The organism is Sphingomonas glacialis (genome assembly GCF_006439055.1).
Lineage (GTDB): Bacteria > Pseudomonadota > Alphaproteobacteria > Sphingomonadales > Sphingomonadaceae > Sphingomonas > Sphingomonas glacialis_A.
The window spans coordinates 1,419,545-1,442,036 of the sequence record NZ_RCZC01000002.1 but is presented as its reverse complement, the minus strand read 5'-3'; the positions used below and the strand labels follow the sequence as shown (position 1 = coordinate 1,442,036).

Annotated in this window: 14 protein-coding genes and 1 pseudogene; 12 read left to right on the top strand and 3 right to left on the bottom strand. The window is 66.1% G+C overall.

Going from position 1 to position 22,492, the window contains the following annotated elements:
• The first annotated feature begins 605 nt into the window (after positions 1-605).
• Positions 606-1,457, top strand: coding sequence for an archaetidylserine decarboxylase (asd, locus tag EAH76_RS10690; RefSeq protein ID WP_140850164.1), 852 nt, complete (start codon positions 606-608; stop codon positions 1,455-1,457).
• Positions 1,458-1,715: 258 nt separating this feature from the next.
• On the opposite strand, the gene EAH76_RS10685 is transcribed toward asd, so the two are convergent.
• The 3 genes from EAH76_RS10685 to EAH76_RS24480 are packed head-to-tail and all read right to left on the bottom strand — an operon-like array spanning position 1,716 to position 7,050.
• The gene (locus EAH76_RS10685) at positions 1,716-3,509 is read right to left on the bottom strand and encodes an amidohydrolase family protein (protein WP_140850163.1); all 1,794 of its coding nucleotides are present in this window, start codon (positions 3,507-3,509) and stop codon (positions 1,716-1,718) included.
• 21 nt (positions 3,510-3,530) lie between these two features.
• Entirely contained in the window at positions 3,531-6,581 is a 3,051-nt protein-coding gene (locus tag EAH76_RS10680; RefSeq protein WP_241659632.1) for a TonB-dependent receptor domain-containing protein, read from the bottom strand.
• Positions 6,478-7,050, bottom strand: coding sequence for a hypothetical protein (locus tag EAH76_RS24480; RefSeq protein WP_241659631.1), 573 nt, complete (start codon positions 7,048-7,050; stop codon positions 6,478-6,480). The genes EAH76_RS10680 and EAH76_RS24480 overlap by 104 nt, the downstream gene beginning before the upstream one ends.
• Positions 7,051-7,061: 11 nt before the next feature.
• Between EAH76_RS24480 and EAH76_RS10675 the strand changes: the two genes are divergently transcribed.
• The 11 genes and pseudogenes from EAH76_RS10675 (at position 7,062) to lldD (ending at position 22,469) form a co-directional block, all read left to right on the top strand.
• Positions 7,062-8,390, top strand: coding sequence for an amidohydrolase (locus EAH76_RS10675; RefSeq protein ID WP_140850161.1), 1,329 nt, complete (start codon positions 7,062-7,064; stop codon positions 8,388-8,390).
• 425 nt (positions 8,391-8,815) lie between these two features.
• Positions 8,816-9,394, top strand: coding sequence for an ANTAR domain-containing response regulator (locus EAH76_RS10670; protein WP_140850160.1), 579 nt, complete (start codon positions 8,816-8,818; stop codon positions 9,392-9,394).
• Positions 9,391-10,605, top strand: a complete 1,215-nt coding sequence (locus EAH76_RS10665) for an ABC transporter substrate-binding protein (protein ID WP_140850159.1) — start codon at positions 9,391-9,393, stop codon at positions 10,603-10,605. The genes EAH76_RS10670 and EAH76_RS10665 overlap by 4 nt, the downstream gene beginning before the upstream one ends.
• 184 nt (positions 10,606-10,789) lie before the next feature.
• Positions 10,790-12,072: pseudogene (locus tag EAH76_RS10660) on the top strand (nitrate/nitrite transporter).
• Positions 12,072-13,289: an alginate export family protein gene (locus tag EAH76_RS10655; RefSeq protein ID WP_140850158.1), complete on the top strand. Its 1,218-nt coding sequence runs from the start codon at positions 12,072-12,074 to the stop codon at positions 13,287-13,289. Before EAH76_RS10660 ends, EAH76_RS10655 begins: the two are co-directional and overlap by 1 nt.
• Complete coding sequence (gene nirB / locus EAH76_RS10650) at positions 13,286-15,754, top strand: nitrite reductase large subunit NirB (protein ID WP_140850157.1); 2,469 nt, start codon at positions 13,286-13,288, stop codon at positions 15,752-15,754. Before EAH76_RS10655 ends, nirB begins: the two co-directional genes overlap by 4 nt.
• Positions 15,751-16,095 carry a nitrite reductase small subunit NirD gene (gene nirD / locus EAH76_RS10645; protein WP_140850156.1) on the top strand — a complete coding sequence of 115 codons (345 nt, stop codon included), beginning with the start codon at positions 15,751-15,753 and terminating at the stop codon, positions 16,093-16,095. The genes nirB and nirD overlap by 4 nt, the downstream gene beginning before the upstream one ends.
• On the top strand, positions 16,095-18,767 hold the full coding sequence (locus tag EAH76_RS10640) for a nitrate reductase (protein WP_140850155.1): 2,673 nt from the start codon (positions 16,095-16,097) through the stop codon (positions 18,765-18,767). The genes nirD and EAH76_RS10640 overlap by 1 nt, the downstream gene beginning before the upstream one ends.
• Positions 18,754-19,545: a uroporphyrinogen-III C-methyltransferase gene (gene cobA / locus EAH76_RS10635; protein ID WP_140850154.1), complete on the top strand. Its 792-nt coding sequence runs from the start codon at positions 18,754-18,756 to the stop codon at positions 19,543-19,545. The genes EAH76_RS10640 and cobA overlap by 14 nt, the downstream gene beginning before the upstream one ends.
• Before the next feature lie 604 nt (positions 19,546-20,149).
• Entirely contained in the window at positions 20,150-21,112 is a 963-nt protein-coding gene (locus tag EAH76_RS10630) for a 2-hydroxyacid dehydrogenase (RefSeq protein WP_140850153.1), read from the top strand.
• Between the two features lie 217 nt (positions 21,113-21,329).
• The gene (gene lldD, locus EAH76_RS10625) at positions 21,330-22,469 is read left to right on the top strand and encodes an FMN-dependent L-lactate dehydrogenase LldD (RefSeq protein ID WP_140850152.1); all 1,140 of its coding nucleotides are present in this window, start codon (positions 21,330-21,332) and stop codon (positions 22,467-22,469) included.
• Positions 22,470-22,492 lie beyond the last annotated feature (23 nt).

Here is a 22,492-nt window from a genome sequence, read left to right as displayed (position 1 = left end):
TCATCTTGTCCCCCGGCAATTGTTAGCCTGGGACAGGCGCTTCCTGCCAGTAGCAAGTGGCGGTTGGGACCGCTTTTATACACCCCGATCGTCGCGTTTCGGCAAGGCGCCCAGGGTGTGCGAATCTCGCCTTCTGGGTTGTCGTTACGCACTGCGTCGCCGTGTAGGGGCGCGGAAATCGGGCGGTTTTCTAGCGATCCACCGGAGATATTCCCGTATATCATGACGGTCTCGCAACTGATCCATCGAACCATATGTCGAAGCCAACTCGCGGTTCGTCACAAAGGCATGGATGGTCCGGTGGCAGATGGGATGCACTGGCGCAGTCTTCGTGCCTCCCTCGCTCTTCGGAACAACGTGATGCCGCTCTACACGTTGCCCAAGAAGCCGGCCGCATAATGCGCAGCGCAAGTCTTCGTGCTCTATCGCCGTTCTTGCGGCAGCCTCCGCTAGCCCGGTTATCCGTTTCACCCGACCGCCCATTCTCGCCATATGGTGATTCTGCGTGCACTTTCGAGGGCGCGTCTAGGGATGTGCTTGATCGGACGCTCGTGTAGCGGAACAATCGACCGTCACATCCGCTGGCCGAAACACGAGGGTCCAAGATGTTCGATCGCTTTGCTGTCCTGCTTCAATATGCGCTGCCAAAACAGCGCCTAACCCTTCTGGCTGGTCGCATCGCCCGAGCGCGAGGCGGTGCAATGACCACTCGACTGATCCGGTGGTTCGTCGCCCGATACGGGGTCGATATGAGCGAAGCCGAGAATTCGGATATCGCCAGCTATGCCAGCTTCAACGACTTCTTTTCGCGGCCTTTGATGAAGGGCATTCGCCCACTAGCGCAGGCTGACTTCATCTGCCCAGTAGATGGCGCGATCAGCCAAGTCGGGGCGATCGACGACCATCACATCGTGCAGGCCAAGGGACACCGGTTCACCACGACCGAACTCATCGGCGGCGACGGCACACTGGCGGCCGAGTTCCGTCATGGCAGTTTTGCGAATCTCTATCTGTCGCCGCGTGACTATCACCGTCTCCATATGCCGTGCGCCGGCAGCTTGGTCAGCATGCGCTACATTCCGGGCACCCTGTTTTCAGTGAACCCCGTCACTGTACGCGGCGTGCCCAATCTGTTCGCGCGAAATGAACGCCTCGTGTGCGTATTCGAGAGTTCGGAGCACGGCACATTCGTGATGGTGCTCGTCGGCGCCACTATCGTCGGGAGCATAGCTACGGCATGGCACGGCACGGTCAATTCTGAGCGTGCCGGCAAGCCGATGGAATGGCGCTACGCCGATCAAGAGGTTGCTCTCCAGCAGGGCGAGGAAATGGGGCGCTTCCTGCTGGGCTCGACGGTCGTGATGCTATTCCCGCGGGGAACGATCGCGTTTAATCAAAGCTGGATGCCAGCGCGACCGGTGCGGCTTGGTGAGCGCATGGGCGATCGCCCGATTTGACGCCCGAGACCGATCCCGTGGATTGTGCCGACGGAGCGGCAGTTTTGCATCGTGCTCTCGACCCTTTCATTGAGACCGGCCATATTCGTCGGATCCGTAAGATGAGCGAACAAAGCCTTTTGGAGGGTCGACAGCAGAGCGATCTAGATGTCGTACCCCGCTCCCATAGCGGGCCACGACCGTTCTCTTATGCATGGCTTAGCGGCGGTCTGTCACCGGCTTCAAACATGTCGTACAGGTCGGCGCCTTACAACACCGTCAATAGAATCGTACAGTGTCGAGCATGAGCCAGGCCGTTTCACCGCTCTTGCGCTTGGCCTTGATTTCGAGGCTCAACACGTCGCTTCCTGTCCAGCCCTCGGTCGGAAATTCGACTCTTCCGCGGTCCTTCTTGAGACTGTCGAAAGGCACCTCGATGGTCTGCCATTTCGTTCCGGCCGATACCGCCGCAGCGTAAGTGCCGCTCAATGTGTTCAGTGCGACCTCATATGAACCGACGCCCCGTAGCTCGACTTTTATCCCGTGATACCGGCGCAGATCGGCTGGCTGGATCGCACCCTTGGTGAGCGGAAGCACGATCGCGATCTGAGGATCGGGCTTGACCGCCATCCTGCCGATCATGCTCAGCGCATGACCGCCATCCTCGCGGCTGACGATGTCGATCACTTCCACGCTGCGCTCGATCCCGCCGTCGGGATCGGTCACGACCAGCGTGTCGAGGTTGGACCGGCCGTCCGTGCGCTCGAAATCATCAACCAGCGGGCCGACGGCTACCGCCGGCATCGGCTGGACGGGATTGGGCGGCGGCGCACCCGGACCATAGACGAGCCTGCCGTCGACCAGGACCCGATCGATCTTCTCGACGTCGCCGATGGTTTTCCAAGGAGTACCCTTGATCAGCACGAGGTCGGCGCGCTTGCCCGTCTCGATGGTGCCGCGATCGTCGAGCTGATGCATCACCCTGGCGCTGTTGGCGGTGGCCGCGGTCAGCGCGCCTGCTGGCGGCAAACCGGCCTGGACGAGCAGCTCCAGTTCGCGGAGCACCGCAATGCCGTGCGGCGTGCCCGGCATACCCGCATCGGTACCCGACACGACCGGAACGCCCGCGTCATAGAGCTTCTTGGTGTTCGACCGCGCGTTGCTCCAATTGGCCGCGGCGCGGACGCGACGTGCCTCGTCGGCACCCGGCGCCGTGCGATGCCCGGGCTTGCTCGGGTCGTACACCGCCAGGGTCGGGGCGAAGGCGGATCCGCCTGCGCGGATCGTGGCGACCTGCTGGTCGGTCAGCGGCAGATCCTGCAGCGCATGCGCGATCACATCCACCTTGGCGCGCCCGGCCTCTGCGCCCTTCTCCGTCCGCAATGTGTGCGTCAGGACGGGAATATTGGACTTGTGCGCCTCGTCGACCAGCGCGGTGAGCGCGTCCTCGTTCATGCTCGTATTGTCGGGCGAAAGACCGTAGCGCCAGCCGTCGGTCATCACCTCGCCGAGGCAGTCGGGCTTGTAGGGAAGGATCTGGTCCACCCCCGCGCGCGCGGATTGCGGCGTCACGATCATCTTGGTGGTGGCGGTGTCCGCCCAATCGGCACCGTGGCCGCCCGGCGTGGAGAGCCGCCCGCACAGATTGACGTGCGGGGCCACCGCCAGCGAGGCCAACCAACGCCGCCGCGCCTCGAACGCTTCAGGAGCCGAGTTGAAATCGTTGCTGGTGGTCACCCCGGCGGCGACATAGGCACTCGCGATCGCCGGGGTCACGCCCGGATCGCCACTCGGCGTCCAATGCGTGTGCAGGTCGTAAAAGCCCGGGAGCAACGCCTCTCCCGTGGCGTCGATGACCTTCGCGCCGGCGGGCACCTTCAAGTCCGGGCCAACTGCGACGATGCGGTCCCCCTCGATCAGCACGGTCGCCGGGTGCGGCGGCGCTCCCGTGGCGTCGAACACCACCGCGCCGACGATCGCGGTGGTCCCTTGCGCGGAGATCGGCGCCCGCGCCCCGATCAGCGCGATGCCCGCTGCGCCGACGGCGAGCGTGCAGAGAAAGCGTTTCGTCATTCGGAGTCTCCGCACTCGGGATCAGAAGTTCACGCCGACGTTGACGTACAGATAGCGACCGTACGGATCGTACAGCGTGCCGGTATAGCCGGTCGACGACAAGGGTGGGCTGGTGTTCGCGATGTTGCGAACGCCGACCCGGAAACGGTAATCGGCGAAGCCGTGCACCTTCCACTGCGCATAGACGTTGCCGACGATCTGGCTGCTGACGACCCAGGTCACGCCGGAACTATCGACCAAGCCAGTGTCGTTCACCTTGCCGGTGTAGTTCGCGAAAGCACCGAGTTCGAAACTGTTCAGATCCCATATCAGCGACGACGTCGCACGCCAGCGCGGCCGAGCGTTCTGCTCGATGAGATCGCCGCCGCCCGTGATCGGGATGCCGGCATTGATCTGTCCGGCCGCCTGAGCGGTGATCAGTGGCACGACGTCGGGCGACGGATCCCGATAGAATTTCATCAGATAGGCCGCGTTCATGTCGAGCGTGAAGCTGCCGATCGGCGTGTTGCGCAGCTGATAGTTGAGCCCGATATCGATCCCCTGCGCCTTTTGCGGCAGGAAGTTGCGGTACTGATCCTTGATGTAGAGGACCTTGCCGGCGGGCGCGAGACCGCTCCCGGCATACGCAGCGATGTCGTCCGCCGTTACCGCGGCGCGCACGACGTTGGGATTGGACGATCCCTGCTTGCGCAGCAGATCGTCGAGGATCAGCGCGTTGGCGCCGCCGAACAGACCGACGACGCCGGTCTGCTGGACATGCCAGATGTCCGCCGTCAGCGTCAGGCGACCGAAGCGGGCAGGGATGAAGTGCGGTTGCAGCACGACGCCGGCCGACCACGTCTCGCTCTGCTCGGGCTGCAGGTCCTTGTTGCCCGAGCGGTTCTCGGCGACCGAGAAACTCTCGTTGCTGCCCGTGCAATTGGCGATGCTGGTGGTGAGCTTGTTGGCGATCTCCGCCTCGCAACGGTAATAATCCTTGCGAGTGTTCGAGCGCGAGACGAGCGTCGCATTGATCTGCTCGAGATTGGGCGCCTTGAACCCCTGCGCCCACGAGCCGCGGACGCGCAGGCCATCGACGATGTCCCAGGCGCCCGCCACCTTGGGCTTCGCGATCGAGCCGAAATCGCTGTAATGCTCGAACCGGCCGGCCACCTGCAGTTCGACATGGCGCACCAGCGGGATGTGCATTTCGGGCGAGATCAGGGGAATCGCCAGTTCGCCGAACGCCGACGCGACCACGCGCGAGCCGCGCGCGTCGGGCGTCTGGCTCGTTCCGACGAGATCGCTCGGATAGACGACCCCGGTCGTGCTGTTGGTGAAGGTGATCGTGCCATCGACGCGCGGATCGCGATCGTCGCGCTGCGTCTCGCGGCGCACTTCGCCGCCGATCGCGATACCGAGGTCGCCACCGGGGAGGGTGAGCAGATGCGCGTTGCTGCCCTTCAGGTCCGCCATCGCCAGCGTCGACGTGTCCTTGCGGACCGAGGTGATGCGAATGGCGTTGATCGCCGCCTGGCTGCTCGGCGACGTGTCGGCCAGGCTGAACGTGCTCGTGTTGCCGCCGTTGAAGACGTTGTACGCGTCGGGCGTCGAGAGCGCGAGATTCTGCTGGAGGAGCGTGGCGCTCACCCCGGTCGAGATATCGGTCACGCCGGCCTGCGAATAGACCGCCGCGCTGTCCCATTTGAAGCCGAACAGATTGAAGCGGGTGCCCAACAGCAGGCGGTATTGGTAGTTGCGGTCGGTCACGATGTTGGGCCCGACGTCCGAGAAATCGTACCCCGTGATCGACACCGGCAGCCCGGCGGCGGGAACATTGGTGAGGCCGGGGATCCGGTTCGGGTTCGCGGTGCCGTTCGCGAAAGTGACCGGACCCAGCGGGTTCCAGTAGTTCGAGGCGGGGACCGTAATCGTCACCGAGGACAGTGTGCCGGTTGAGGGCACGACGTTGCGCGTCACTGCGCGGTAATAGCCTACCTCGCTATAGACGGTGACGTCGGGCGAAACATCGTAATGGCCGCTCGCGAACAGGTTGAGCCGGTCGAGCCGGGGAATGACCGTCGTGCCATCCGCGAGCGAGGAATCGTAGCGCGCATCGCGATTGGCGCCCGACGTCGCCAGTGCCCCGGTGCCAAGGCAGGTGCCGTTGGTGAAGGTGTAGGCGCAGCCGGTCTGCGCCGACGGTTGGATGTGGAACGCGCCCGCGGCGCTCGTCAGCGCGGTGGTGCCGCGGCGGATCGTGCCGGCGCTTGTGGGGGTCGAGAGGCTCGCATAGTCGCTCGTCGTGCTGCGTCCGTCGAGCGAAGCCGTGCCTGCGAACCGCGTATCCGCGAACAGCGGACGCAGGTCGTTCGTCGCGGTATAGTCCTCGTCGGCGGAATAGAGCGGATCGCGATGCGTATAGCTCGCGATCAGGCTGATATTGCCATGCTCGAAATTGTGTCCAGCCGTGAAGGTGGTCGAGGATTCGCGCAGCGACGTTCCCTCCGCGACGCCGTATTGCGTATTGAGCGAAACGCCGTGCAGATCCTGCTGCAAAACGGTGTTGACCACGCCGGCGACCGCATCGGTACCGTAGATCGCCGCGGCGCCGTCGCGCAGCACTTCGAGCCGAGAGATCCCGCCGACCGGGATCGCATTGGTGTTGTACGAGATGACAGGCACCAGATTCTCGTCGGCCTGACTGACCGGATGCTGGACGACGCGGCGACCGTTGAGCAGCACCAAGGTGTTGCCGGGCCCGAGCTCGCGCAGATTCACCGAGCCGACGTCGCCACGCGCCGAGTTGCTGCTGCCCGGCAGGTACGAGCTGTTGAACGTCAGGCTGCCCATCTGCGGGATGGCGCGGAACAGTTCCTCGCCGGATACCGCGGCGGTGGTGGCGATCTGGGCCTGTCCGATGACCGTTACCGGCAGCGCCTCCGACGCGCGTCCCCGAATTTGCGAGCCGACGACGACGATGTCCTGGTCACTTGCGGCGCTCGCGGGTGCCGATGCGGACGGGATCGTTGGGTCGGCGCTGTTCGGCTCGGGTGCGGCCGGTACGCTTTGTGCCCAGGCGGCGCTTGCCACGCTCCCCGTGGCGAGAACGCTGGTGCAGGCCAGCATCGCGCGAAACCTCGTCCAATTCATCAATCATTGCCCCCTGATGGAATAGTGCCCCGGCCGTCACCCTGCGCGTCCGATCCGACAGGCGTCCGGTGCGCCCGAACGTCTCCGGGTACAGTATGTTTGGCCCGTTAAAGCCGTTTGCCGCATGATCGGGTTGCGCGCAGCAGCGCTCCAACCCCCGCTCCCCAATGCCGTCCCTGTCGTTGTCGCGCAGGTCGTTTCGCACGCGACCATGACGCTCCAGAAACAAGTTAGCAACAAACTTTATATGCATCGGCGCATCGCGATCGGTTTGTTTCGGCAGCTGTTGCAGTACGGCAACATTGCGAAAGCCCGCGATTTCCGTCAGGTCATGCGAACGTTCACGGCAAGGCTCCGCGGCGCTTGGCGGCTGGTCCGGCGCTGGATAGGGAACGATCCCATTCTCCAAGGATCCCCTGCATGACCCGCTTCATCCTCGGCCTGCTTTCCTGTTGTGCCTTGTCCACCGCCGCCGCCGCACAGCCGATCGACCCGGCCGCCGCGCGCGTGGAGATCGATGCGCAGATCGCGAAGACCTGGCCGCAGCTCGAAGCGCTGTACAAGGACATCCACCAGCACCCCGAACTCGGCATGCATGAACAGCGCACCGCCGCGCTTCTGGCGGCGAAGATGCGGACGCTGGGTTTCATGGTGACCGAGAAGGTGGGTGGAACGGGCGTGGTCGCGATTTTCAAAAACGGCGACGGGCCGGTGGTGATGGTCCGCACCGAATTGGACGGCCTGCCGATGGAGGAAAAGACGGGGCTGCCGTACGCCAGCCGCGTCCAGACCCTGGGTGACGACGGCAAGCAGACCTTCGTCGCGATGAGCTGCGGCCATGACAATCACATGGCGTGGTGGTTGGGCTCCGCCCAGGCGCTGCTGGCAATGAAGGCGCGCTGGCACGGAACGCTGATGTTCGTGGCGCAACCGGCGGAGGAACTGGTCAAAGGCGCCAAGGCGATGATCGACGACGGCCTGTTCACCCGGTTCGCCAAGCCCGACATCGGCTTCGCCGCGCATGTCGGGAACGGGCCGGCCGGCGAGGTCGTCATCAAGGACGGTGTCGCGACCTCGAATTCGGACTCGGTCGAGGTGATCTTCCACGGTCGCGGTGCGCACGGATCGATGCCCGCGGCATCGATCGATCCGATCGTGATGGGCGCGCATTTCGTCAGCGATGTGCAGACCGTGATCAGCCGTCAGAAAGACCCGAACGCGTTCGGTGTCGTGACCGTCGGCAGCTTCCAGGCCGGAAGCGTCGGCAACATCATTCCGGATACCGCCGATCTCAAGCTGTCGCTCCGCTCTTATACGCCCGAGGTTCGCAAGCTGCTGCTGGATGGCGTCAAGCGCACCGCCGACGCCGCCGCCGCCATGGCGCTCGCCCCGGCGCCCGAGGTCAATTGGCTCCATGGTACCACCTCGGTGGTCAATGATCACGCGCTGTCGAGCAAGGCCTTCGACGCGCTGACTGCGGCAGGCGGCTCGGACACGATCGTCTGGCAACCCGCTACCGCCCCCGGCTGGACGGCCAGCGAAGACTATTCGGCCTTTATCGAAGCGGGCGTCCCGTCGGTCTATTTCTCGATTGGCGGGTATGATCCGGCAGTGATCGCGAAAGACACCGCAAACCATCTGCCGGTACCGAGCAATCATTCCCCATTTTTCGCGCCCGACTATACCCGAGCCATCCCGACCGGGATACGCACCCTCTCGCTGGCGACCCTAACCGCGCTAACGCGTTAGCCCGCGAGCTCTGATCAACGGTTCCATATCGCCACGTCTGCCTTCCAATCGATGACCGTCGATCGGTCACTCTCGCGCAATACGATCGATACGACAGTTGGCAGCGTGAGCACGCTTATTCGGCTCTACACCGAATACATCGAACCAAGATCACTTGAGATTGCGATGAACAAACGACCGAAGCCGGGTAGTCGAAGAGCATCGCGAATGGCTGTAACTGGGTCAAATTGCCAAAGCACAGCGGACTTTTCTGCGGAACGGCTTGTCGGTAGATGTGCGCTGGACCCGCCGCTACCCGGGGCACTCTGCCACCCCGAGAAAAGCGGTAGCGCAGAAAAATAGGACGGCGGCATAGGATCTGGCCATTTTCAATCAGCTTGGCCTGTCGGATCCTGGGTGTATGGACACTGGCGGAGGACACGCGTTTGCGGATTGCGATTGTCGATGAAAGTGCCGCACGCGCGGCGGTGATTGCGGAAGGCCTGCATGATGCGGGCCTCAGCGATGTCACAATCTTCGTCGATCGCCGCGGCATCGCCGCACGGCTCGAGGCGTTGTCGCCGGATGTCGTGCTGATCAATCTGGCTAATCCGCACCGCGACGAGCTCGAGGAACTGTTCGCGCTGTCGAAGGCGATGGCGCGGCCGGTCGCGATGTTCGTCGACCAAAGCGATGTCGCCGGAATCGAGGCGGCGATCGATGCGGGCGTTTCCGCCTATGTCGTCGACGGACTCAAGAAGGAGCGGATCCGGCCGATCCTCGAACTCGCGATCCGCCGCTTTCGCGCGTATTCGCGGCTGCGCACCGAACTCGACGAAGCGCGCTCCGCGCTCGCCGAGCGCAAGGCGATCGACGAGGCAAAGGCGCTGCTGATGAAGAAGCGCGGGATCGACGAGCCCGCGGCCTATGCCGCGCTGCGCAAGGCGGCGATGGATAGTGGGCGGCGGATCGGCGACGTCGCCGACGCGATCGTCACCGCCAATCGGCTGATGGGGGACCTATGACGACCACGCCGTTCCGCATCGGATTCCTGCCGCTGGTCGACGCCGCCTTGCCGATCCTCGCGCGCGAGCTGGGCTTTGCCGAGGACGAGAGGATCGCGCTCGAGCTCGTGCGCGACATGAGCTGGGCGACGGTCAATGACCGGCTGCTCTATGGCCATAGCGATGCTGCGCATCTGCTCGCGCCGCTGGCGATCGCGACGACTCTGGGGCTGGGGCGGCCGGCGACTCCGCTGTCGGTGCCGTTCGTGCTCGGGCTCAACGGCAATGCGATCACGCTGCGGCCCGATCTCGCAGCGCAAGTCACTGCGGTGGGGGTGCCGGGCGATGTCGCGGCGATCGGGGCGCGGCTTGCCGCGGTCGCGCGTTCGGCGCGAGAGCGTGGCGCGCCGCTGCGCTTCGGCGTCGTGCACCGCTATTCGAGCCACAATTACATGCTGCGCTACTGGCTGATCGGCTGCGGTATCGACCCCGACCACGACGTCTCCATCGTCACGGTCGCGCCGCCGTTCGCGGCAGACGCGCTGGCCGCGGGCGAGATCGACGGGATCTGTGTGGGCGAGCCGTGGAACAGCGTGGCGGTCGACCGCGGCGTCGGGGTGATCGTCGCTGTGACCTCGCAAATCTGGCTGCGCGGCGTCGAAAAGGTGCTGGCGATGCGCACCGCGCGGATGGAGGAGGATCCCGACCTCACGCATCGGCTGCTGCGCGCGCTGTACCGCGCGGGCGTCGCCTTCGTCGATCCGGCGCGGCGCGAGGAGATCGCCGCGATCCTGGCCGGGCCCGACTATCTCGACGGGTCGGCGACGCTGATCGGCCACGCCATTTCGGACCGCATCGTGTTTGCGCAAGGGGCGGCGCCGATCGACGTGCCCGACTTCATGTTCCAGCACCGCGAGGCCGCCAATTTCCCCTGGGTCAGCCAGGCGGCGTGGCTCTATGCGCAGATGTGCATCGCCGGCCACGCGACACCGAACCCGGCCGATTACGATGCGGCGCAACGCGTCTTCCGCCCCGACGTCTACCGCGCCGCGCTGCGACCGCTCGGCGTGCCGCTACCGGGGGCGAGTTCGAAGCTCGAGGGCGGCATCGTCGAAGCGCTCGGCGTCGGCACCACGCAGGGCCGATTGATCCTCGGCGCCGACCGATTCTTCGATGCGCGGAGTTTCGATCCGGCCGACCTCACGGGCTATTTGGGCGGATTCGAAGCATAATCGGCCGCACTGCAGAAAATTGTTGCGTTGCGGCGCGAATCGCGGCAGTTTTCGGTCATAGTCGAGACGCTGCAACGGAGTAGCGTCTTCGGCATCACCAACATTCTGGCAAAGTCGCCGTCGCGTCTCGAATGATCGAGCGCCGCGGCGGCTTTTTTGCGTTTGCTCGAGGGGAATCGGGACGATGACGCAGCTGCAAACAGAGTTTGACGCGGGGCTGGTGGGGGCCAGCGCGCGACCCAAGGCGAAACCGAGCGCAGCGGGCGCGACGGGCTTCTGGCAGAGCGGGCACCGCCCGACGCTGATCGCCGCCTTTCTCTATTTCGACCTCGCCTTCATGGTGTGGGTGCTGCTCGGGCCGCTCGCGCCGATCATCGCCAAGGAGCTGGCGCTGTCGCCTGCCGAGAAGGGGCTGATGGTCGCCGTGCCGACGCTTGCGGGCGCGGTGCTGCGGCTCGTCAACGGGCTGCTGGTCGACAAGATCGGGCCGAAGAAAACCGGCGCGATCGGGCAGATCATCGTCATCGCCGGTCTTTCGATCGGCTGGCTGTTCGGGGTCAACAGCTTTGCGGGCACGCTCGCGCTCGGCGTCGTGCTTGGTTTCGCGGGCGCGAGCTTTGCGGTTGCGTTGCCGCTCGCGTCGCGCTGGTATCCGGCCGAGCATCAGGGCAAGGCGATGGGGATTGCCGGCATGGGCAATTCGGGCACCGTGCTCGCCTCGCTGTTGCGCCGATGCTCGCCAAGGCGTTCGGGTGGAACGCGGTGCTGGGGCTCGCGGTGATCCCGCTGGCGATCGTGTTCCTGCTCTACATGGCGATGGCGAAGGATTCGCCGAGCCAGCCCGCGCCCAAGCCGTTCGCCGCTTATCTGTCGGTGCTCAAGGAAGCCGACACCTGGTGGTTCATGCTGTTCTACGGCGTTACCTTTGGCGGCTTTGTCGGGCTGGCCGCCAGCCTGCCGGTCTATTTCACTGACCGTTTCGCGCTGACCCCGGTGACGGCGGGCTATTGCACCGCGGCGTGCGTCTTCGCGGGATCACTGGTGCGGCCGATCGGTGGCGCGGTGGCAGACAGGATCGGCGGGATCAGCACGCTGACCGCGGTCTATCTGCTGGCGGCGCTCGTGCTGGTGGCGATCAGCACCGCGCCTGCCTCGCTGACCGTCTCGCTCGGCCTGTTCCTGCTGGTGATGGCGACGCTCGGTTTCGGCAACGGCGCGGTGTTCCAGCTCGTGCCGCAGCGCTTCCGCAGCGAGATCGGCGTGATGACGGGCCTGGTCGGCTTCGGCGGCGGGATCGGCGGCTTCTACCTCGCTTCCTCGCTCGGCTTTGCCAAGCAATGGACCGGCAGCACCTCGCCCGGCTTCCTGATCTTCGCCGGGCTCGCGATCGTCGCCCTGCTCGGTATCCTCAAGGTCAAGCGCCACTGGCGCGGCAGCTGGACCGCGGCGAACGGAGCGCGGATCTGATGCGCGCGCTGTCGCTCCTCGCGCTGGGAGGGCTGGTGGCGACACCGGCCCTCGCCGACCCGCTCACCTTCACCCCGTTGATCGATGCGCGGCTGCGCTACGAACATGTCGAGCAGGCGCCGCTTGCGAAGGACGCCGACGCCGTCACGCTCAGGCTCCGCAGCGGGTTCGAGGCGAAGCTCAGCGATTTCAGCTTTCTCGCCGAATCCGAGGCGACGCTCGCGATCAACCCGGCGTACAACAGCGGGGTCAACGGCAAGACGGCGTACCCGATCGTTTCCGATCCGCAGAATATCGAGCTCAACCGGCTGCAGCTGCAATATCGCGGGCTCAAGCAGACCGTCGTCACCATCGGGCGACAGGCGATCAACCTCGACGACCAGCGCTTCGTCGGCGCGGTCGCATGGCGCGACAATGAGCAGACCTTCGATGCGGTGCGCGTCGAATGGTCGGCGATCAAGAACCTCAAGGCCGACGTCACCTATTCGAACAATGTCCGCACGATCTGGGGGATCGACGGCGGCAATCGCTTCGGCCCGGCGCGGCTGGGCGAGATCGGCGGCGACAATGTCTTCGCCAATCTCGGCTACAAGACCAGCCTCGGCACGCTGACGGGATTTGTTTATCTGGTCGACCAGGACCAGCGGCAGGTGTTCGTCAATTCGAGCCAGAGCTATGGCGGCCGCTTCGCCGGGGCCTATCCGCTGAGCAAGACGCTCAGACTGAGCTACCTCGCGAGCTTCGCGTCGCAGCGCGACTATCACCGCAACCCCAACCGCTATCACGCGGACTATTATGCGGGAGAACTCGGCATCGCCGCCAAGGCGCTGACGCTGACCGGAGGCTATGAAGTGCTCGGCGCGGACAGGGGTGTCGCGGTCACCAGCTTCCAGACTCCGCTCGCCACGTTGCACAAGTTCAACGGCTGGGCCGACAAGTTCCTCGTCACCCCGCCCAACGGCCTGCGCGATGCCTATGGCTCGGTCGGCTATGGCTGGAAGAAGGTCGCCGGGCTCGACGCGATCGCCCTGGTCGCCGCCTATCACCGCTTCGACAGCGACCGGCTCGGCCAACATTACGGCGATGAGGTCGATGCGCAGCTGAGCGTCAAGCAGGGCCGATACACCGCGCTCCTCAAATATGCCGACTATCGCGCCGATCGCTACGCGACCGACACCAAGAAACTCTGGCTCTCCCTGGATTGGGCTTTCTCATGACCAAACCGCATCTCATCGTCATCGGCAACGGCATGGCGGGCTGCCGCGCGGTCGAGGAGATCCTCGCGCGCGATGCCGACCGCTATCGCATCACGATCTTCGGCGCCGAGCCGCACGTGAACTACAACCGCATCATGCTCTCGCCGTTGCTCGCCGGGGACAAGGCGTTCGACGACATCGTGATCAACGATCTCGCCTGGTACGCCGACAATGCGATCGAGCTGGTGGCGAGCGACCCCGTCGTCGCGATCGACCGCAAGATCCAGACCGTCACGGCGCGGTCGGGCAGGGTTGAGAGCTATGACACGCTCATCCTCGCGACTGGCTCGGACCCGTTCATCATCCCGGTGCCGGGGCATGATCTGCAGGGTGTCGTCACTTTCCGGGACATGGACGATGTCGGCGCGATGCTGCGCGCAGCGGACGCCGGCGGCGATGCGGTGGTGATTGGCGGCGGGCTGCTCGGGCTTGAGGCTGCGCATGGTCTCGCGCTGCGCGGTATGAAGGTGACGGTGCTCCACATCATGCCGACGCTGATGGAGCGCCAGCTCGACGAAGCGGCGGGGTGGCTGCTCAAGGAAGCGCTCGAGGCGCGCGGACAGACGATCCTGACCGGTGCCGACACCGCCGAAATCTATGGCCAGGGCAAGGTCGAGGGCGTGCGCCTCAAGGACGGGCGCGACATCCCCGCGTCGCTGGTGGTGATGGCGGTCGGCATCCGCCCCAACGTCAAGCTCGCGCGCGGCGCCGGGCTGGCGATCGGGCGCGGGATCCATGTCGACGATCATCTCGCCACGTCCGACGCCAACGTGCTCGCGGTCGGCGAGTGCGTCGAGCATAACGGCCTCGTCTATGGCCTCGTCGCGCCGCTGTGGGACATGTGCCGCAGCCTCGCCGACGGGCTCGTCGCGACGCCCTCGGGCTATACCGGCTCGGTCACTTCGACCAAGCTCAAGGTCTCGGGGATCGACGTCTTCTCGGCGGGCGATTTCTCGGGTGGCGAGGGCTGCGAGGACATCGTCATGCGCGATGCTTCGCGCGGCATTTACAAGCGCGTCGTGGTGAAGGACGACCGCGTCATCGGCGCAGTGCTCTACGGCGATACGCAGGACGGGAACTGGTATTTCGACTTGCTCAAGAAGCAGCAGGACGTCGCCGAGATCCGCGACGCTTTGATCTTCGGCCAGGCCTTCGCCAGCGGAGGAGCGGCATCGGCAAACCCTAACGCGGCAGTCGCGGCTTTGGCGGATGACGCCGAGATCTGCGGCTGCAACGGCGTCAGCAAGGGCAGGGTGGTCGGCGCGATCGCGGGCGGCGCGTGCACGCTCGACGCGGTGCGCGCCTGCACCAAGGCTTCGGCCTCGTGCGGGTCGTGCACCAATCTGGTCGAAGGGCTGCTCGCGGTGACGCTGGGCGAGGCGTTCGACGGCGAGCGCAGCGCGCCGACCGTGTGCAAATGCACCAGCTTCACGCATGAGGACGTCCGCCGGCTGATCCACGAGAAAGAGCTCAAGGCGATCCCGCAGGTGATGCAGGCGCTGCACTGGACGACGCCCGACGGCTGTTCGTCGTGCCGCCCCGCGCTCAATTACTATCTGCTGTGCGCCTGGCCGGGCGAGTTCGTCGACGACAACCAGTCGCGCTTCGTCAACGAGCGGATGCACGCCAACATCCAGAAGGACGGCACCTATTCGGTCGTGCCGCGGATGTGGGGCGGTGTCACCAACCCCAAGGAATTGCGCGCGATCGCCGATGTCGCCGAGAAATACGAGGCGCGGATGGTCAAGGTGACCGGCGGCCAGCGGCTCGACATTTTCGGGATCAAGAAGGAGGATCTGCCCGCGGTATGGGCCGATCTCAACGCCGCCGGCATGGTCAGCGGCCATGCCTATGCGAAGGCGTTGCGCACCGTGAAGACGTGCGTCGGTTCGGAATGGTGCCGCTTCGGCACGCAGGATTCGACCGGGCTCGGGATCAAGACCGAGCAGATGACCTGGGGCAGCTTCATGCCGCACAAGTTCAAGATCGCGGTGTCGGGCTGTCCACGCAATTGCGCCGAGGCGACGATCAAGGATTTTGGGGTGATCTGCGTCGACAGCGGCTACGAACTGTCGATCGGCGGCAATGGCGGGATCAAGCTGCGCGGCACCGATTTCCTGTGCAAGGTCGCGACCGAGCAGGAGGCGCTCGATCACTGCGCCGCGTTCATCCAGCTGTACCGCGAGGAAGCGCGCTATCTCGATCGTACCGCGCCGTGGGTCGAGCGTGTCGGCCTCGACTATATCAAGGCGCGGATCGTCGAGGATGTGGAGGGCCGCGTGGCGCTGACCGCACGCTTCCATCATTCGCAGCGCTTCATGCAGGATGACCCGTGGGCGAAACGCGCGGCGGGGGAGGATTACAAGCTCCATCAGCATCTCGCCGAAATCCGTCCGCTCACGGCGCCTGCGTTGGTGACGGCATGAGCGCGGTCGGCGAATGGCTCGACATTGGTCCTGTCGACCAGCTCCCCGCGCTCGGCTCGCGGACGCTGCCGGTGCGCGGCGGGCGCGAGATCGCGATCTTCCACACCGCCAATGGCGAGGTCTATGCGCTCGCCAACCAATGCCCGCACAAGCAGGGACCGCTCAGCCAGGGGATCGTCCACGACACCACGGTGACGTGCCCGCTGCATAACTGGCGGATCTCGCTGGTGACGGGCGAGGCGCTCGGCGAGGACACGGGGTGCGTGCCGGTGATCCCGGTCAAGATCGACGGCGGGCGCATCCTGATCGGCCGCGCCGAAGCCCTCGCGGGGGTGGCGTGATGGCTCCCCTCCCGCTTGCGGGAGGGGCTGGGGGAGGGCCTGTCCCTGCCGCCGATCCGACATGCCCTCCCCTAACCCCTCCCGCGAGCGGGAGGGGGATCAAAACGACCTGCGCCTATTGCGGCGTCGGCTGCGGCGTACTCGCCACGCCCACCGGCCGCCGCACCGCGCACATTGCCGGCGACCCCGACCACCCCGCCAATTTCGGCAAGCTCTGCTCCAAGGGCACTCATCTCGGCGAGACGATCGGCCTCGAAGGCCGCTTGCTCCACCCGACGATCGGCACCCGCCAGGCGAGCTGGGACGCTGCGCTCGACCATGTCGCGCAACGCTTCGCCGCGACGATCGCCGAATACGGCCCCGACAGCGTCGCCTTCTACGCTTCGGGCCAGATGCTGACCGAGGATTATTACGTCGCCAACAAGCTGATGAAGGGCTTTATCGGCACCGCTAATATCGACACCAATTCGCGGCTGTGCATGGCAAGCGCGGTGGCGGCGCATGTCCGTGCATTCGGCGAGGATGTCGTGCCGTGCAGCTATGACGATCTCGACGCGGCCGATTTGATCGTGCTGGTCGGATCGAACACCGCCTGGTGCCATCCGGTGATCTGGCAGCGGATCGATGCCGCCCGGGCGGCGCGCGGCACCAAGCTGGTCGTGATCGACCCGCGCCGCACCGAGACCGCCGAGCGCGCCGACCTGCATCTCGCGATCGCGCCCGACAGCGACGTCGCGCTGTTCACCGGACTGCTCGCGCACATGCGACAGAGCTGGCGGCTCGACGGCAAGGCACTGGCCGAGCGCGTGCACGTCCCCGACGGCTTCTGGAAGTCGCTCCCGAACCCAGACGTCGTACGCACCTGCGACATCGCGCCCGCCGATCTGCAGGCGTTCTACGATCTGTTCGCGGATCACCCGCGCACGATCACGCTGTTCAGCCAGGGCGTGAACCAGTCGACCAGCGGCACCGACAAGGCCAACGCGATCATCAACCTTCACCTCGCCACTGGCCGGATTGGCAAGCCAGGGGCAGGGCCGTTCAGCATCACCGGCCAGCCCAATGCGATGGGGGGGCGCGAGGTCGGCGGCCTCGCCTCTACGCTCGCCGCGCATATGGGCTTCTCGGGTGCCGAGCGCGACCGCGCGCAACGCTTCTGGCAGTCGCCGACGATCTGCCCCGGCCCCGGGCTAAAGGCGGTCGACATGTTCGAGGCGATGGCCAAGGGCAAGATCAAGGCGGTGTGGATCATGGCGACCAACCCCGCCGTATCGATGCCCGATGCCCGCATGGCGCGCGTCGCGCTCGCCAATTGCCCGTTCGTCGTGGTGTCGGACTGCATCGCCGAGACCGATACGCTGCGTTTCGCGCAAGTGAAGCTGCCCGCGCTCGGCTGGGGCGAGAAGGACGGTACGGTCACCAATTCCGAACGCCGGGTGTCACGCCAGCGTGCTTTCCTCGCCGCGCCGGTCGAGGCGCGCGCCGACTGGTGGCAGGTTAACGAGGTCGCCAGCCGCATGGGGTTCGCAGGCTTCGACTATCCCAGCGCCGCCAGCGTGTTCCGCGAGTTCGCCGCGCAGACCGGGTTCGAGAATGACGGCACGCGGATGCTCGACATTTCCGGCCAAGCGACGATCTCCGACGCCGCCTATGCGGCCATGGCGCCGTTCCAATGGGGCGGCGCTTCGCCCTTTGCCGAGCGCGCCTTCCCGACGCCAGACGGCAAGGCGCGGCTCGTGCCCGTCGTCCACGCCCCGCGCGACGACGCCAGCCGCGCCTTTCCGTTGCGGCTCAACACCGGCCGCTACCGCGACCAATGGCACACGATGACGCGCACCGGCCTGTCGCCCAAGCTCTCGCAGCATCGCCGCGAGCCGCTGGTCGATGTCCATCCCGACACCGCGCAGCGGCTTGGCCTCACCGACGGCGCGCTCGCGCGGGTCGAGACGCCGCACGGCGCGAGCATCTTCCGTGCTGCGATCACCCTCGATCAGCGCCGCCGCGAGCTGTTCGTGCCGATCCACTGGACCGACCAGACCAGCGCCGGCGGCCGCGCCGGATTGCTCCCCGGCAAGGATCGCGACCCCGTCTCGGGCCAGCCCGGCTTCAAGAATACGCCCGCGCGCGCTGGATCGTACAAGCCCGACTGGACCGGCTTCCTCGTGTCGCGCGAGCGACCGAACGCCCCCGATTGCGCCTATTGGACGCGAATCCGCACCCCGCACGGCTGGCTGATCGAGCTGGCGGGGGAGGACGATCCCGCCGCGCTCACCGCCCTGCTGCCGCCGGGCGAGCGCGCCGAGATGATCGACGCGCGGCGTGGCGTGGTGCGGGCGGCGGTGGTCTCGGAAGGCCAGATGGAGGCCGCGCTGTTCGTTTCGCGGGGCGCCGGCCTGCCGCCGCGCGACTGGCTGCTCGACCAGCTCGGCGTGCCCGATGCGTCATCGTTCGAAGTGCTCGCCGGCCGCCCGGCCACGCCCGCGCCCGATCGCGGGCCGATCGTCTGCGTGTGTTTCGACGTCGGTCTCAACAGCTTGCTCGCAGCGATCACCGGCCAGCGGCTCGTCAGCGTCGAAGCGGTCGGCGCCGCGCTCAACGCCGGCACCAATTGCGGCTCGTGCCGCCCCGTGATCGCCAAATTGCTGACCGTCCAGGAGAGTGTCCATGTCTGAGCTCATCGCACCCGGCGACGTGTGGCTGGTCGGCGCCGGCCCCGGCGACCCCGATCTGCTGACGCGCAAGGCCGAAAAGCTGATCGGCGCGGCGAGCATCGTCTTCTACGATGCGCTGGTCGGACCGGGCGTGCTCGAGCTGATCCCGCCACACGTTCGGCGCGTCTCGGTCGGCAAGCGCTCGGGGCGGCATTCGAAGACGCAGCCCGCGATCGACGCCCTGCTGGTCGCGGCAGCGCGCGCGGGGGAGCGGGTGGTGCGGTTGAAGGGTGGCGATCCGTCGATCTTTGGCCGCTCGACCGAGGAGATCGACGCGCTGACCGCGCACGGCTTTCGCGTCCACATTTGCCCCGGCATCACCGCGGCGAGCGCCGCTGCCGCGAGCGCCCGTGTGTCGCTGACGCTGCGCGGAGCGGCACGACAGGTGCGTTTCGTCACCGCGCACGCGCGCGATGGCGAGCCGCTGGATCTCGACTGGGCGGCGCTGTCGGATGGCTCCGCGACCGTTGCCTTTTACATGGGACGCGGCGCGGCAGCAGACATCTCGCGCCAATTGATCGCTAACGGCCTCGACCCGGCGACTTCGGTGCTGATTGCAAGCGACGTCAGCCTTCCGTCGGAATGTCTCGTCCACACGCGGCTCGATTTATTGGACCTGGCGATCGATCGTGCGGCAGGTGCTGGCCCCGCACTGATCCTGGTTGGAGACGCAATGCGGGCACAACCGATGGCGAAGCTCCTCCTCGCGGTGCCTGCGGCGGCATCAGCCGTGTTTTAGTCAATGGTATCACGGTCCAGCCAGGATCGCGATCAAACCAGCAATTTCGACGAAGGACAAATCGCCACCCGTCCTTACGGGCGTTGCCAGCCGTGCAAAGGATCGAGTGCGTTATGAACGAACGGCGAATTTCGGGAAACGCTTGGCACGGTTTGAGTGTCGGTTATTGGGGCGTCACGTCGATGGGACAGGGAAAGGCAGCTATCTGCCAGATCGTCACTAAGGCGCCGGGCGTGAGGCGCGCCATCGTTGCTCGTTAGGTTACGTTCGATCCTGTGAGCCGTTTTGTCGCTCGACTCGGAAATATCGACGCCACAGATACCTCGTTAATCCGACGACCAGGCGTTTCCGCCAAAGAGCGTCCGTAAGCGGGATCGATCAGCAAAGCACTTGCGATCCCTCCAAATTCGAGCTCGTTCGCACCGACATCGCCCGTGTTGGCAGATCGTGCTGCTAGAGCATCAAGCCCTGCCAACTGAACCGCTCAACCAGTGACAGAAGACTGGGCAACCGGCCGGCAGCTGCCAGTTCGGCCATGGTTGCGGCGTATCCCTCACGAAAATGCGTCGGTGATCGATCGGCTGCCGCGTGCTACCGCGCCCCGATGACCCGTCCGGAAATCCTCGTCACCAGCCCGATGCACGCCGCCGCCCTCGGCAAAATGGCGGAGACCTTCACGGTCCATCGGCTGTGGGAGCAGCCCGATCCCGCCGCGTTCCTGCAAAGCCACGGCGCGCGGATCCGCGGCGTCGCGACGAGCACGCTCTACGGACGCATCGACGACGCGCTGTTTGCCCGTCTGCCCGCGCTCGAGATCGTCGCGAGTTTCGGCGTCGGCTATGACAATGTCGACGTGGCGGCCGCGGCTGCGCGTGGGATCGTCGTCACCAACACGCCGGGCGTGCTCGACGCCGAGGTCGCCGACTTCGCGATCGGGCTGCTGCTGGCGACGATCCGGCGCCTGCCGCAGGCCGACCGCTTCTTGCGCGCCGGACAGTGGCCGGACGGCGCCTTTGCGCTGTCGCCGACGCTGCGCGGGCGGACGGTCGGGATCCTCGGGCTCGGTGGGATCGGCAAGCAAATCGCGCGGCGGCTGGAAGGGTTCGACGTCGCGATCGCCTATCATGGGCGCACCAAACAGGCGGCGGTGCGCTATCCCTGGTATGCGAGCCCGTTAGAGTTGGCGCAGGCGTGCGACACGCTGATCGCGATCGTGCCCGGCGGGGCGGCGACCCGGCATATCGTGAATGCCGAAGTGCTCGCGGCACTGGGTGCGAACGGGGTTCTCGTCAACGTCGCGCGCGGGAGTGTCGTCGACGAGGACGCGCTGATCGCCGCGCTGCAGGATCGGACCATCCTCGCCGCCGGGCTCGACGTCTATGAAGACGAGCCGCATGTCCCGCCCGCCTTGCTCGATCTGCCCAATGCGGTGGTGATGCCGCATATCGCCTCGGCATCCGAGGCGACGCGGAGCGCCATGGCGCGGCTCGTTGCCGACAATCTGATCGCCTGGTTCGCCGAGGGTCGGCCGCTGACTGCGGTTCCCGAGACCCCGGTCGCGAAGTGACCTTCGACGATCACGCCGCGCTACGCCTCTAAGACTCGGGCTGCGTGGCGTTGGCTGAGGCTATGCGGTTTGGCCGGTGCGGTCTTCGCGAGCGCCGGAACACTCAGGCCAATTGGCGCTGCGGCTGCCGCACGCGTCACGTCGCGGACGACGATGAAAGCTGCTAGCCGCGCTGCGGAGCACGATACGACGACGCCGCCACGAAGGACTGCGACAGATGAGCATCATTGCCTCGATCGACGATTATCGCGCGGTCGCGCGGCGCCGGCTGCCGCGGTTTCTGTTCGATTATGCCGATGGCGGCGCGCTCGGCGAGGAGACGATGCGGCGCAACGTCTCCGACCTTGCCGGCATCGCGATCCGCCAGCGGGTGTTGCAGGACGTCGCCAACATCGACCTCTCGACCCAGTGGTTCGGCGAGCGCGTCCCGCTGCCGGTGGCGCTGGGGCCGATCGGGATCGGCGGGATGTTCCGCCGTCGCGGCGAAGTCCAGGCGGCGCGGGCGGCGGCGCGGCACGACATTCCGTTCACTCTGTCGACCGTCGGCATCTGTTCGCTCGACGAACTGCGCGCGGGCGTCCCCGAGGCGAGCCTGTGGTTCCAGCTCTACATGGTGCGCGATCGCGGGTTCATGCGCGATCTTATCGCGCAGGCGCGCGAGAAGGGGGCGAAGGCGCTCGTCTTCACCGTCGACATGCCGACCCCCGGCATCCGCCGTCGCGATCCGCATTCGGGCATGTCGGGCCCCGGCGGCCCCGCCAGGCGGACGTTGCAGGCGATCGGCAAGCCCAATTGGGCGTGGGACGTCGGCCTGCACGGCCGGCCGCACCAGCTCGGCAATCTCGTCCCCGTGCTCGGCGCGGATAGCGGGATGGACGATTACATCGCCTGGATGGCGAAGAATTTCGATCCCGGCATCCGCTGGGCCGATCTCGACTGGCTGCGCGCCGCCTGGGACGGGCCGTTGATCATCAAGGGGATCCTCGACCCCGAGGATGCGCGCGACGCGGTGCGCTTCGGCGCGCAGGGGATCGTGGTGTCGAACCATGGCGGGCGCCAGCTCGACGGCGTGCTCTCGACCGCGCGCGCGCTTCCGGCGATCGCCGATGCGGTCGGCGACGACGTGACGCTGTTCGCAGATGGCGGCGTGCGCTCGGGACTCGACGTGGTGCGGCTGCTCGCGCTCGGCGCGCGCGGCGTGCTGCTCGGCCGGGCATGGCTGTGGGCGCTGGCTGCGCGCGGCGAGGCGGGCGTCGATGAGATGCTGACGATGCTGACGCACGAGATGCGCGTCGTGATGACGCTCGCGGGATGCAACGGGATCGAGGCGCTCGACCGGACCAACATCGCCGAATGACCGATGCATCGCGCGGCACCCGG